This is a genomic window from Flavobacterium degerlachei (assembly GCF_900106645.1).
Lineage (GTDB): Bacteria > Bacteroidota > Bacteroidia > Flavobacteriales > Flavobacteriaceae > Flavobacterium > Flavobacterium degerlachei.
Genome location: NZ_FNMV01000001.1, coordinates 476597 through 491515, shown reverse-complemented (window position 1 = coordinate 491515; position 14919 = coordinate 476597). Strand labels below are relative to the sequence as shown.

The 14919-nt window shown below is 33.6% G+C and carries 8 protein-coding genes; all 8 read right to left on the bottom strand.

The window, feature by feature from the left end; genetic code table 11:
* Positions 1–72 precede the first annotated feature (72 nt).
* A complete protein-coding gene (locus BLV91_RS02095; RefSeq protein WP_091429038.1) occupies positions 73–2643 on the bottom strand; it encodes a TonB-dependent receptor in 2571 nt (856 codons plus the stop codon).
* A gap of 917 nt (positions 2644–3560) precedes the next feature.
* Positions 3561–6869, bottom strand: a complete 3309-nt coding sequence (locus tag BLV91_RS02090) for a TonB-dependent receptor (RefSeq protein ID WP_091429037.1) — start codon at positions 6867–6869, stop codon at positions 3561–3563.
* Positions 6870–7179: 310 nt separating this feature from the next.
* On the bottom strand, positions 7180–8823 hold the full coding sequence (gene pgi / locus BLV91_RS02085) for a glucose-6-phosphate isomerase (protein WP_091429035.1): 1644 nt from the start codon (positions 8821–8823) through the stop codon (positions 7180–7182).
* A 217-nt stretch (positions 8824–9040) separates the two neighbouring features.
* Complete coding sequence (locus BLV91_RS02080) at positions 9041–10273, bottom strand: M23 family metallopeptidase (RefSeq protein ID WP_175513931.1); 1233 nt, start codon at positions 10271–10273, stop codon at positions 9041–9043.
* A 25-nt stretch (positions 10274–10298) separates the two neighbouring features.
* Positions 10299–11234, bottom strand: a complete 936-nt coding sequence (locus tag BLV91_RS02075) for a tryptophan 2,3-dioxygenase family protein (RefSeq protein ID WP_091429030.1) — start codon at positions 11232–11234, stop codon at positions 10299–10301.
* Complete coding sequence (locus tag BLV91_RS02070) at positions 11234–12004, bottom strand: DUF3108 domain-containing protein (protein ID WP_091429028.1); 771 nt, start codon at positions 12002–12004, stop codon at positions 11234–11236. The genes BLV91_RS02075 and BLV91_RS02070 overlap by 1 nt, the downstream gene beginning before the upstream one ends.
* A gap of 290 nt (positions 12005–12294) precedes the next feature.
* A complete protein-coding gene (hppD, locus tag BLV91_RS02065; protein WP_091429026.1) occupies positions 12295–13455 on the bottom strand; it encodes a 4-hydroxyphenylpyruvate dioxygenase in 1161 nt (386 codons plus the stop codon).
* Between the two features lie 153 nt (positions 13456–13608).
* Positions 13609–14766, bottom strand: a complete 1158-nt coding sequence (locus BLV91_RS02060; RefSeq protein WP_091429024.1) for a homogentisate 1,2-dioxygenase — start codon at positions 14764–14766, stop codon at positions 13609–13611.
* Positions 14767–14919: the final 153 nt, after the last annotated feature.

The window sequence follows — 14919 nt, the reverse complement described above, 5'->3', positions numbered from 1 at the left end:
ACAAAAAAAGGTATAAAAAAACCCTTCAATTCAGTTGAATCGAAGGGTTTTTAAAAACTTTATAATTAATTTTTAGAAGTTAAAACGCATAGATGCATTCCAAGTTCTTCCAAAACCGTAATACCCTTTATTATTAGCATTAAGACCATTAATAACTACATCTCCAGGATTAGCAGCAATATTTGTAGTCAATTCAGACACATAGATTTCGTCAAATAAATTGTTAACATTTACTCTAAAAACAACTGATCTGTTTTTATCTTTCCCTGTTAACATTTTGTATGAAAGTCCAGTATCAACTAAATCATAACTTGGCAATTCCACATTATTCTTAACTGAACCTACATTTGCATATAATTTTTCATAATTTCTCCAATCAGCATCAATAGAAAAACGAGTCGCTATTTCATATTTAAATCCTAATCCGATAGTAACCTGCGCAGCATCTCCTACTTTACCACCATCAACATCTACTCTAGAACTGCTAAGTATATTTCTATCTGAGTCTCTTACAGTTTTTACTGCATCACCAACATAATGGTAATCTCCAACAGAAGCAAATCCGCTAATGTCTAATCTTGAGAATGGTTTAGCAACAAAATCAAGTTCCAAACCTGAGTGAAGTTGCTCTACTCCCTCATTAGTTGTGTATTGTAAGTCATTATCAACTTCATTAGAACTTGTAGTAACTCTATCTTTCCAAGAAGTTCTGTAAGCATTAATACTACCGCTTAAAAATTGTGATTTAAAGCTATAACCCGCTTCTAAACCAATAACTTTTTCGTTTTTAGTTAATGGGTTTACTTCATTTCCAAAATTCAAATATATATTATCATGGTATGGTTGACGAGAATAATATCCAGTATTAACATAAAATGAACTGTTTTGACCTAATTTATAGCTACCACCAGCCTTAACGTTATATCCTACATTGTTTACTTTTTCTGATTCTGCATCTGCAGGAAGGTAAGCATATCTATCAAATCTTACGTGAGATTGGTTTGAAACTGCTCCTTGAAAAAATGCTGAAAAGTTGTCTTTAGCATATTCTATTTGAGAAAAGAAACCACCATAATTAATCGTCTCATCATAATCCCAAGAATATCTGTTTTCAACAGATGCAGTATTTGATAAAACTGCCCAAGGATTATTTGTGTTAGTCTCGTATATTTTATTATTAGGAATATTTACATTGTATTTATCTAAGTAGTAATCAGCACCTAATAAATTTGTAAGTTGTCTAAAGTGAGTTCCAGTATAGGTTCTTAAATCAAGACCCATATTGAAGTCGATATTCTCAGTTAATTCAGTTTTAAAATTAGTTACCATACCATACCAAGCGTGGTTATTAACTGAATTACGTAATGCACCTGTTGAAGCTCCTGTTGTACTTGCTAGATTTGCTGCTACAGTAGCATCAAAATCAACATTATCAGTAGCTGTTCTTTTAATTGAACCAACAGTACCTACACTTCCACCTCTTCCCCATGAAGCATAAAGAACAGTAGACAAACTTGATTTATCACTAATATCAAAATCCCAGTTTAAATTAGCGACTGGTTTATGGTAATAATTTCCAACTGCTGAAAGATATTCTCCGTTTAGAGTTCCCCAGTTATTGTTGTATTTTCTACCATATTTTTCAAAATCACTTAATCTTTTACCGTAGTTTTGATCATGTGTTTGTGGAGCACCAGTCAAAATAAAGTTAAAGCTATGTCTGTCATTTGCTTTATACCCTACAGAGATAAAGTAGTTTTGCCCTTGACCTTTAGTTCCATCATTGTAACCATCACCTTGCCAATGTGAAAACAATACACTTGTTCCCCATCCGCTTTTACTCATTCCAGTGTTATAAGCAATTGTAGATTTAAAATAGTTGTCATTTGCTTGACCAAATGAAGCAAAACCACCTTGTTTTTTATCAGTAGCCTTTGTTACAAAATTCACAGTTCCCCCTACAGAAGATATTGCTAATTTAGAAGAACCTAATCCTCTTTGAATTTGGATAATACTTGCAATATCAGCCATTCCTGACCAGTTAGACCAGTACATTTTTCCGTCTTCCATTCCATTAATAGGCTGACCATTTAATAAGAAAGCAGTATTGTCTTGAGCAAAACCACGTACACTTATTCTTGAATCCCCATATCCACCAGCTTGACCAGCAACATATACAGAAGGTGTATTTACAAGAGACTGAACAACATCAGACGCTCCAATTTTAGCTTGAATTTCTTCAGCTTTAATAGTAGAAACAGCAATCGCAGTTTTTCTATCTTTTGCTAAATCAATAATTCCTCTACCAACAACAACAATCTCACTTAATTCATTAGAATTAGATATCAATACGATATTCCCTAAATTTTGCGTCCCACCTTGTGCAACTGAAAATTTAATAGTTTTAGGTTCGAAACCTATAAAAGAAAGAACTAATTCTCCAGTACTAACTGTAGAATTAATTGAAAATTTACCGTCAAAATCTGCAGAGGCTCCAATTTTAGTACCTTTAATAGCTACATTTGCACCAGGTAATGAACCTTGTCCATCAGTAATAGTTCCTGTAATTTTCCCTTGAGAAAATGCAGTTCCAACTACTAAAAAAAGTAATCCAGAGAGCAACCAATTTTTAAATGTCTTCATTTTTTGTTTAGTTTATTATTTTTGGCAAAATTATGACAATTTTACCGAAAACTGTTAACGCAATGTTAAGAATAAAAAATCTTTTCACCTCGTTTTCTTTAATTAAAATCAAAAAAACTTCAATTTTACCCAAAAAACAAAAAATAATTCATTATTTTTTAAAAAATACTAACAATTCATCAACAAATAGCAATTAAAAAAACGAACTATAAAATATGTAAAAATGTCGTTTTTGTTAAAATTAAAACATTTTTATAGGCCAAATTAGGTGAAATTAAGTTCAAAAAAAGACCAAAATGAGCATTTAATAGATCCAAAACATAAATTTCAGCCAAAAAAACGGCCAATCTACTTTATAAAAAACTTAACTCAGTCGAATTTCTTCTCACATTTTTATCCTTTACACAACAGCCTATTTTATTCCAAATCAAAGTTCCAGTTTTAGCTGCTTTCTTCTAAAATTACCCAATAAACTACTGCCTTTAAATTCAGAAAAGTCAGTCCAATTTTTGAATAAATATTTCTTCAAAACTCAATTAATCTTACTTGATTATTGTCGCTTTAAAAATGACATTACAAAACAATAGCAATCTATACGTCAGAGCATAACCATTAACTAAATCAGCTAATTCTAAAAAGAAAAAAGTCTTTTCTATTTAGACACAAAACCCACATCATCGATACTTTCGATAACTACTTTATCTAAGAAAAGACAAAATAAGCGGAAGCTTCAAACCAACTATTAGCAACGACAACTAATTTGCTTTTAAAGCTGTAAAACCACATAAATAAACGCAAAATAAGACTAGGCTAAATCACCATCTTAAATAAATACAAAGCCATTTTCACTCATTTATAGATATAAAAAAACCACGCTCGAGAGCGTGGTTCTGAATTTTAAATATTTTCTTCAGGTATTATTTCCCAAAAATATATCTAAGTGTAAATTGTGCTTGCCAAACATCAAATGTTGAAGCATTTTTTTGAAAAGTATCTTTAATTAAAGCTCTTGTTCCAGCTGCATCAGTTTGTGTTGCCAACTGATAATACGGTACATTAGCAGTAGTTGTTCTATAGCTTAGCAAATTCACATTAGTAACTCTTTGCGTAACACCCCAGTCTTTATTCAGTAAATTCGTAAAGTTCAAGATATCAGCTCTAAACTGAAAACTATTCTTTTTACCAGAAATCTTCATAAAGAAGTCTTGAGTAACAGATAAATCCAATCTATTTAACATTGGTAAAGTAGCACCATTTCTTTCAACATATTGACCTCTTCTAGTAGAAAGGTAAGAATCTTGATTGATAAAAGCATCATACGCTTGTTGTTGTTGCGCTTCAGTATAAACCGTTACAACATTTGCTCCATTCACTACGTTTGTAACAGATAAAGATTGAAAACGGATTTCATTTGCATTATTAGGAACATAGATTAAATCATTATTTGAAATTCTATCTCCATTCATATCTCCTCCGTAAGAGTAAGAATATGCACCTGCTTGTTCTCCAATATATCCTAAGTTAATAGAAGTCGCAGCACCTGGATTTTTACCATACTCAATTTTATATCCTAAAACCCCCACTAATCTATGTGGCGTATTGTTACTTGATAAAGATAATGGTAAATCATTGTTTCCATTAACAGATCTAGCACCAGTCCAAGAACCAGAAGCGATAGAACCAGCTGAAAGTAAATCATTAGCACTTGAATAAGTATAAGAGAAAGACCCCCAAAGACCTTTCTTGTAAGGATACTCTAATTTAACTGTAGAAGAATAGAAATATCCTTTGTTAGTATTTGTAAGCACAATTGCATTTGATACATTATCATTTATACGAACACCATTATCAGTACGAGCATACATTGGTCTTTGATCTGGTCCGCTGAAGTTTCCAACTGGAGCATCAAAATTAGCATTGTAATAATGAATAGCATTGATATTTGATTGATATATTCCTTCAAGCGTACCCCTAAAACCGAAAGGAAGCTTTTGATCAACAGCAATATTTGTTTTCCAAACTTGAGGAAATTTGAATTTAGTATCAGTCAATGCTAAATCAAAGGTAGTAGGCAAAGTAGGCGTAGCAGGAATGAAATAATCATTTGGATTAGCTGTAAAACCATATCCACCTGAAGCTAATGCAGCTCCACTCACGTCAACATAACCAGTAAGCACTCCGTTATTTCCAATAGCATTAGATAAAAACACACCTGGCGCTCTACCTGTAAATACACCACTACCTCCACGAAGAAGTGTAGAGTTATCACCAGTAACATCTAAATTAAAACCAACTCTAGGCTCTAATAAATATTGAGTATCAGGCATCACTCCTGTGTTAAATTTCTCTCCATCTCCAAAGGTCATTGCTGTTACAGCTGCATTTTCTAGAGCTGTATTTGCAAATGAAACTCTAGAAGCACGAAGACCAACAGTCACCTTAAATCTATCGTTAAATTTAATCTCATCTTGAGCATATAAATCTAGTTTATCAGACTTATAAATTTGTAAAGGCTCTTCTGCATTTGGTAAGGCAGAATATCTAAATTGCGTACGAAACGGAAGCGCTGTCGTTGAAGGAGCTCCACCATTTGCAGAAGATTGATTTGCTGCAGCGTAAAAATCAGACAATGAATTAAAAATATAAACTCCATTAGAAGCTGGGAAAAACAAGTTACTTGATTTAAAATGCTCAAAGTTAACACCAGCCAATAAAGTATGTTTCCCTACAGTTTTAGTTAAATTATCTGTAAAGTGTAATGTTGAATATGAAAGTTTATTCCCGTTGGTAAAAGGATCCAAACCTGCAGAGATAAAAGTATTTGAACCTTCTTTGATATCTATTGTTGGGAAAACTCCTCCACCTATCAATGCTCTATCTTCAATTTGCTTATCATAACCTCCAACAAAATTGTTATGCCAAGAATTACTCAATTTACTGTTTAATTCCAATACAACTGATCTTGTATTATCTAAAACAACATATCCACTATTTTGGAATGACATAGCAAGAGGACTAGTTCTTCTATTTCCATTACCTGCTGACGTTGAATTTGATACTAAGTTATCTGCATTTGAATCATGGAAAACATAACGAGCAGTAAGCTGGTTGTTGTTATTAATATTCCAGTCAATTCTAGCAAGAAATTTTTTGGAAACATTTTCAGCATCATAGTTTTCCCATGGTCCTGTTTCATATCCAAACTTATCTTTCAAGAAAGTTGAAAGTGTTTCCATTTGAGTATAAGTAGGTGCTGATACTTGCGCGCTTGGACTAGGAGAACCTGTAGATGTCCATGTAGTAGCAGGGCTTGTATTTGTTACTGTTTCAAAATTTCCAAAAAAGAACAATTTATCTTTAATGATTGGAGCTCCAATTCTTGCTCCCCAGATTTTTTCTTCAAACTTTCCAGGTACTATAACTTGATCTCCAGCTTTAGTTCCTATAAAACTCTTTTTATTACTTCTAAATGAATTATAAACAGAACCTTCTATTTCATTAGTTCCACTTTTTGTAACTGCATTAATTCCAGATCCTAAAAATCCTGATTGACGTACGTCATAAGGAGCAATATTCACTTGTAATTGCTCGATTGCATCAAGAGAGATTGCAGTAGAACCAGTTCTACCTCCAGCTTGTGCATCAGAACCTAAACCAAAACCATTATTAAACACAGATCCATCAATTGTAAAATTGTTCAATCTTGAATCTTGACCACCAAAAGAGCCCCCAGAACCTGCATTAGCATTGTACTTAGTAACTGAGTTAATAGATCTTGAACCAGTAACTGGAATTGCAGTTAATTCTCTATTTGAAAATTGTTGCGACGCTCCTGTTCTACCTCTATTGAAAGCTCCATTTGATTTTGTAGAAACAACCACTACTTCTTTTAAAGTATTAGATTCTTCTGCTAAAACAACGTTCACTGTAATATTGTTTCCTAACGGCGCATTAATTTCGGTAATCTCCGTTGTTTTGAAACCAATATAAGTAACCTTCACTGTATAAGGACCTCCAGGACGGATTCCCTGCACAGCGTACCCACCATTACCATCCGTAGATGAAAAATACTTTGTCCCAGTTGGCTTATGAACAACCTCAACTGTGGCCCCTGGAAGCAAATCTCCAGCATTTGATTTAACAGAACCAGACATTGCAGAACTAGTAACCTGCGCATGACCAATCGCTGATAAAAAAATAATCAAAATAAGAATAATTTTTTTCATTTTTGTTTTTGTGTATTGATTTAGTTATTTAAAATTTCGGCTAAATTATAAAATTTTCAGATTATAAAGTTAACTTATTGTTAAAAAAACATTCTTTAATGTAGGTACTGAATTACTTGACAATTTTCGTATTGATTATGTTAAAAACTGTTTTTTATACTGCAATAATACACTTTTCGCTACGAATTTAACACTCAAAAACGTCAGCAAAAAGCTGATATTAACATCATATCGGCTTCTTGAATTGAAATAAAAAACCCTGATTATATAAATAATCAGGGTTTTACAAAAAAAAATATAAAAATAAACTCTATTTATTTTTCAAATAATATTTTAACAAAAATTCAGTTGAAGTATCGTGATTTTTTACTTTTTCCGTATTTATCTCCTCTAATATAGAATTTGCTAATTGTTTCCCAAGCTCTACTCCCCATTGATCGAAGCTAAAAATATTCCAGATTACTCCTTGTACGAAAATCTTGTGCTCATATAATGCAATCAAAGAACCTAACGACTTTGGCGTCAACTTTTCAATAAGAATAGTGTTAGTCGGTTTATTACCGTTAAAAACCTTGAAAGGAAGAAGAAATTCAGCTTTATCCGCCGCAAGTCCTTGTTTGTCAAATTCCGCCTGAACTTGGCCTGCAGTTTTTCCGTGCATTAAAGCTTCCGTTTGCGCAAAAAAGTTAGACATCAATTTATCGTGGTGATCAACATCACCATATAATGGCTTAACATACCCAATAAAGTCAGAAGGAATTAACTTAGTTCCTTGATGAATTAACTGAAAAAAAGCATGCTGTGCATTGGTACCTGGTTCTCCCCAAATTATAGTTCCGGTTTGATAGTTTACTGGCTTCCCATCTCTACCCACACTTTTACCATTACTTTCCATTGTTCCTTGCTGTAAATAAGGTGCCAATTTCTGCAAATATTGAGTGTAGGGGATTAAGGCTTCGCTTTCAGCACCAAAGAAATTATTATACCAAACACTTAATAAAGCTAAAACTACTGGCATGTTTTTATCAAAATCGGCCGTTTTAAAATGGTCATCCATTTCATTTGCACCGCCTAACAAATTATCAAAATTATCAAATCCAACCGCTAGACTAATAGTAAGCCCCACAGCGCTCCATAAAGAAAATCGTCCACCAACCCAGTCCCACATTGGGAAAACATTTTCTGGATTAATTCCAAATTCAGTTACTTTTTGCATATTGGTAGAAACCGCAACAAAATGCTTTGCTACATCCTCTTGGCTTGCCGACTTCAAAAACCATTTTTTAATGGTCTCAGAGTTTGTTAATGTTTCTTGGGTTGTAAAGGTTTTAGAAACGATTACAAAAAGAGTAGTCTCAGGGTTTAATTTTTTAATGATTTCATTAACATGATCACCATCAACATTCGAAACAAAATGAACATTAAGGTGATTTGAATAATATTGTAAAGCCTCAACTACCATTGCAGGTCCTAAATCAGATCCTCCAATACCAATATTAACAATATCTGTAAAAGCTTTTCCGCCATATCCTTTTCTTTCTCCTGAAACAACTTGATCTGTAAATGCTTTTACCTTACTCCTTACATCATATATTTCAGGAACTACATTAACACCATCTACTTTGACAACATCAGACTCTTTAGCTCTCAATGCAGTATGAAGTACCGCTCTATTTTCTGTCTGGTTAATTACATCACCTTCAAAGTAATTCGCTATCGCTTTTTCAAGCCCCATTTCATTTGCCAATTCAAGCAAAAGAGCCATCGTATCTTTATTAATAATATTCTTTGAATAATCAATTAAAAAGTCATTCCATTTCAAGTTAAACTTTTCAGTTCTTGCAGCATCCGTTTGAAACATTTCCAACATTGATGCATTTTGCATTTCGTCAAAGTGCTTCTGTAATTTTTTCCAAGATGGAGTTTCCGTCGGGTTTGTAGTATTTAAAGCCATTTATAGTGGGGTTCAAGTTTTATTTTATACTAGCAAAAATACTGAATTAAGTTTTAATTGATAAAGCGTTTCACTTTTTATAACAATTTAATCAAAATTCAAAAGGATATCCATTTCCCAACAAAACAAAAAGAGGAACAATTATTTAATTTAAATAATTGTTCCTCTTCACATATTAACTTCTAAAAATATCTCTTTAGCGCATTTTTATATTGAATTATAAATTCCCAACGCTGTCTAGTTCAAATTTTAACGGTTCAATTGTCTTTAAAAAACGTGCTTTATTTTTACCTTCCATTGGCTCTCCGTTTGGTAAATTCAGTTTTAATGCATCAACTTGCTTACCGTTTTTCCAAAAACGATAACAAACATGAGGCCCTGTTGCTAACCCAGTACTACCCACTCTACCTATAACATCACCTTGATTAACATGTTGACCACGTCGAACTAAGATTTTTGACATGTGCAGATACTGTGTAGAATAAGTACCATTGTGTTTCACTTTTACATAGTTCCCATTTCCTGCTGTATAACCTGTTCTTTCTACTGTACCTGAAGCGGTAGTAGTAATTGGCGTTCCTCTAGGTGCCGCATAATCTGTTCCTTTGTGCGCTTTCCATCTATGTTGTACCGGATGATATCGATTCATTGTAAATCTCGACGAAATCCTACTAAATTTAATTGGAGTTTTAAGGAAGAAGTTTTTCAATGTCTTACCATCTTCGTCGTAATATTGAATTTTCTCAGAAGCAGGGTTTGGAGCAAAAGGAAAGGCATAGATGATTTTTCCTTTGTATTCAAAAAAGGAAGCTTCAAGATTATCTACACCGTCATAAATTGAATCATTTATGAATCTTTCGGTAAAAGTGATTCCGAAGCGGTCTCCTTTTTTAAGTTTAAAAAAGTCAATTGACCAAGCATATATTTTTGTAATTCTATTAGCTAGAGCAGCCTCTACGCCTGCATCCCCTAAAGTTTCAGACAAGGACCCTTTAAGAACACCACCTATTGTTCTTCTTCTTATAGTAATAGGTCTTGTTTTCTTATGAGCAACAACTACTGAATCGCGTAAATCAAAAATATAGTAACTTAAAGCATCTGGTTGATAGACAAAAAGCTGTAATTTATTTTTTTTATCCTTTGACCGCAGCATCGTATACGCTCGATTAGGTCTAATAATCCTAACATTAAAGGTATCTTTTATACTTTGTACAATATCATAAACTTTACGGTCTCCAATATTTTGATCTTCTATAATTGTTCCAAAAGTATCGCCTCTTTTTACCGTATCCTGAACTACATTGTATTCAGAAAAATTAAATCCAAAATCAGAATTTTCCGCAATTTCCTTCTTGGGTTTGACCTTTATTGTGCTTTTGGGTTTATTATTAGATTTATTACAAGCTAGCATTGTTGTCAATACTATGATAACCATTAATACCTTCTTCAAACTGTGTTATTTTTCTGAATTCAACTTAATTTTCTACACCCCAATTTGCTAATTCCTCAGCACTCCATAATTCCGGAAAAAATATCCTTCGTTGGTATCTTGGGTGCATGTATTTTTTCCAATCACTTCCACCTGTTGCTTCTCCATCCCCTTTTCCGCTGTGATCGATATACTTAATAGCTACGTTTAAATGCTGCATTACCCAAGTAATATTTACAGTATGGTCAAAATGACGCATTGCCTTTACTAATTCTGGATTGTTCTGATCGTCTGTAGGAAGTTGTTTAAATTTTTGCCAAATATTAATGGAATTATATTCCTTCATATGCGCTAGGAAAGTAGCTTTATATTTGCGTTCAAATTCCTCTAAAAGGTATGATTTCTCACCTGTTTTATAGTCTTTTCCTGCTGCTTGCCAATACAAATGTTCAAAAGCATGTTGGAATGGAGTATCTCTGTCAATCTTAGCTCTAAAACGGTTATCAATCAAATTAATCAAATCTGTTGAAGAAAATTCGATCAATCTATATTGCGCACTTTGAAAACCACTGGCAGGAGTCAAAGTATTTCTAAACTTCATGTATTGATCTACCTCCATACCTTCTTCCATGATTCCAAAAGAAGTAGTTAACATATCAAAATATCGACTCACTCTCATTAACCTTTCAGTAAAAAAGTCTGTCTTTACATCTTCACAATAACATATTTGCTGCATCTCCCACAGAATCATCTTAAAAATGAGTTCATTCACTTGATGATACATGATAAAAACCATTTCATCGGGCAGCGTTGTTCTTTGCGTTTGCAAACTTAACAAAGCATCTGTTTGGATATAATCCCAATATGTAATTGGTTTTGACCAAAGCAAACCTTCTAAATGAGTATCGGTTTTTTGATTTATAGCTTCATATTTAAGCTCGATTTCATTTAAAATAGCTTCTGTATTCTCATTAATTTTCATTACTTTTTTATTTTAAATGGATTATTCAATCCTTTAAACGCATCCAAGTCCGCTTTTATTGATCCTACCGCTAATTCGGCTTTTATTCTAACTGGCAATCTATTATCGTCATCTGATATCCAAACAGTTAAACTCTCTTGTTCCTTAAAAACACGACCTGATTGAACGTACGGTTTAAAGACCATACAAGACACGGTGCCAAATTTAGTTGTAATATCTTCACGACCTATGAACTTTAACTTAAATTTTGTGGTTTCATCGTCAAAAAACATGTCGATTGCGATTGTTTCCCCTGGATTAATTTTATCTATACTAGGATAATTCCTTAAATAATAAAAGGCTGATAGAATATCTTGTGTGTTTTTAGGAGTAACAAAGGTTTTTTCGTTCCCATGTTTATAATCTTTTACAGTAACTCTATTGGATGACTGGTTAAAGAAACCTTGCTGGTTTTTTGTATAACCACCTTCATTAATCTTTCTTACAAATTGGTATGGATTCCCCGTTTCCTTATCTATATAGCTTTCATATAAATCATCTACTTTGAAGAAAAATCGAGACATTCCTGTAGTGTAGCCTTTCCCGACAACATGAAATGTTTTTTTATTATTTATTACAGCGTCTTTAACCTCCAAAGTTGCATAACCCGCATTTACAAAGCCATAATGGATGCGGAACTTAAACCATTCGCCCACATCATATGCGTCTTCTTTAGGAGCATCAAAACTTACGGTTATTATCAATAACAAGAGTAGTATTATCTTTTTCATAACTAACTTTATCTATTTATTGAGTGGAGTTGCAAATTTTGTTCCAAATATATTAAAACAAAAAAACTCAGTCAAATAATGACTGAGTTTTTATGCTATTAACTAACCAAAAAACTATAAATTATGAAATTTATATCAATTCGGAAGGAAACCACCCCTTCCATTTTGCGAGTGCAAAGGTAGTCAACAAATCAACATATTTAAACTAAAAAAAAAGTTTAACACAACATTGATAAAATAACAGGTTGTTCGTCGGATATTTTTTCACATAATGTAAAAAAATCACGTTTTTACAGCGTTCCTCGCAATGCTTGCTCTCTCTCTATAGATTCAAACAATGCTTTAAAATTACCTGCTCCGAAACCTTTGGCTCCCATTCTTTGAATAATTTCAAAAAATAAAGTTGGTCTATCCTGTACTGGTTTAGTGAAAATTTGCAATAAATACCCATCTTCATCGGCATCAACCATTATAGCTAATCTTTCAATTTCATTGATATCTTCTTTCATCATACCCATGTGTTCTCCCAAACGTTCCGGAATTGCTTCATAGTATGTATGTGGTGGCGCTGACAAAAATTCAACACCTCTTGCTTTTAACTGACTTACCGTCTTGATAATATCATCAGTAGCAATAGCAATGTGCTGTATTCCTGGACCTCCGTAGAAATCTAAATATTCTTCGATTTGTGATTTTTTCTTTCCTTCGGCTGGTTCGTTGATAGGGAATTTAATTCTTCCGTTACCATTAGACATCACTTTACTCATCAAGGCAGAATACTCTGTATTAATTTGTTTGTCATCAAAAGAAAGGAAGTTTACAAACCCCATTACTTCTTCATAGAACTTCACCCATGTATTCATTTCGTTCCAACCTACATTTCCTACCATGTGGTCAATGTATTTTAAACCTGTTGGTTCTGGGTTGTAATCAGACTTCCATTCCTTGTATCCTGGTAAGAATACACCATTGTAGTTTTTACGCTCTACAAATATATGTACCGTTTCTCCATAAGTGTAAATTCCAGAACGCACTACTTCACCATGCTCGTCTTTCTCGACTGTAGGCTCCATAAAAGAACGTGCACCACGTTTCATTGTTTCTTCATAAGCACTTGTAGCATCTTCAACCCATAAGGCAGCTACTTTTACTCCGTCACCATGTTTTCTCAAATGCTCGTGTATTGGAGAATCTTGTGTTAATGGTGTTGTAAGCACGATGCGAATCTTATCTTGTTTTAACACATAAGACGTCCTGTCTTTAACTCCAGTTTCTAGTCCGGCATAAGCCAAAGATTGATAACCAAAAGCTGTTTTATAATAATGTGCTGATTGTTTTGCGTTTCCTACGTAGAATTCTACATAATCGGTTCCTAATAATGGAAGGAAATCTTGCGCTCCTTCAAATATTTTTTCTAGACCGTATTCTACTGATTTTACTTCTTTTGCCATGATGTTTATTTGTTTAATCGGTCAATCGTTTATTAGATGCAACCGAATTGATTTTTTGAAAATTGATTTTTAGCCCTGATGGTAGCGGCATCCTTTATGTTTTTTCTTTAAAAACATAAAGATATAGCGTACAGCAGGAAATAGCTCCTTAAACTACTCTACCCAAGACTTATAATATTGACCATCATCTAGACCCATAGCTTCTTCGGTTACCATAAGTGGACGAAAAGTATCAACCATAACGGCTAATTCTTCTGTTGCTGTGTGACCAATACTACGTTCCATAGCTCCTGGCGCCGGACCGTGAGGAATACCTTTTGGATGCAAAGTAATATGACCTTGTTCAATATTGTTGCGACTCATAAAGTCTCCATCAACGTAATACAAGACCTCATCACTGTCAATGTTGCTGTGATTGTAAGGTGCTGGAATTGCTTTTGGGTGGTAATCGTACAATCTAGGGACGAACGAACAAACTACAAAACTTGAAGTTTCGAATGTTTGATGCACTGGTGGCGGTTGGTGAACGCGACCAGTTATAGGCTCGAAGTTATGAATACTGAATCCGTACGGAAAATTGTATCCATCCCAACCAATAACGTCAAAGGGATGCGTAGCATAGACTACTTCGTGCATCATTCCTTCTTTCTTGATTTTGATTAAAAAGTCGCCTTTTTCATCGTGAGTTTCTAATTCAGTTGGTAAGATAAAGTCGCGTTCACAAAATGGCGAATGCTCTAAGTGCTGACCACTTTCGTTTTTATAGCGTTTAGGCGTATAAAAGGGAGCGAAAGACTCGACGTAAAACAAGCGATTGTCTTCGGTGTCAAACTGAATTTGGTATATAATTCCTCTTGGAATGATTAGGTAATCCCCGTATTCAAAAGGAATATTTCCCATCATGGTACGCAATTTCCCTTTTCCCTTATGAATGAAAATCATCTCATCAGCATCGGCATTTTTATAGAAATATTCCGTTAGTGATTTTTTAGGTGCTGCAAGCCCAATTGTACAGTCTTTATTGACCAACATTGCTTTACGACTTTCCAGAAAATCATCGGCGGGTTTTAACTCAAATCCTTTAAGTAGTAAGGATTTTATGTTTTTACCAATAGCTATTTTAGGCTCTACTGAATATGATTTATTAATTTCTTTTACCTGAGTTGGCCTATGGACATGATATAATAAGGAAGAATTTCCATGAAAACCTTCGGTACCAAATAATTGTTCGTAGTAAAAACCACCATTTGGTTTTACAAACTGCGTGTGTCTTTTTTGAGGGAATTCCCCTAATTTATGGTATAATGGCATGATTATTTTGTTTAAAGTGTAACTAATAAAGCGGCAAGGCTTTGCAATTCGTCATTCTAAATCAAAAAATAGTGCCTTATTCAGGATTTCTCTTGATTAAGAATTGTAGATACTCTAATAAACCTGTCCATTTCGCTTTCATTATAACAAATA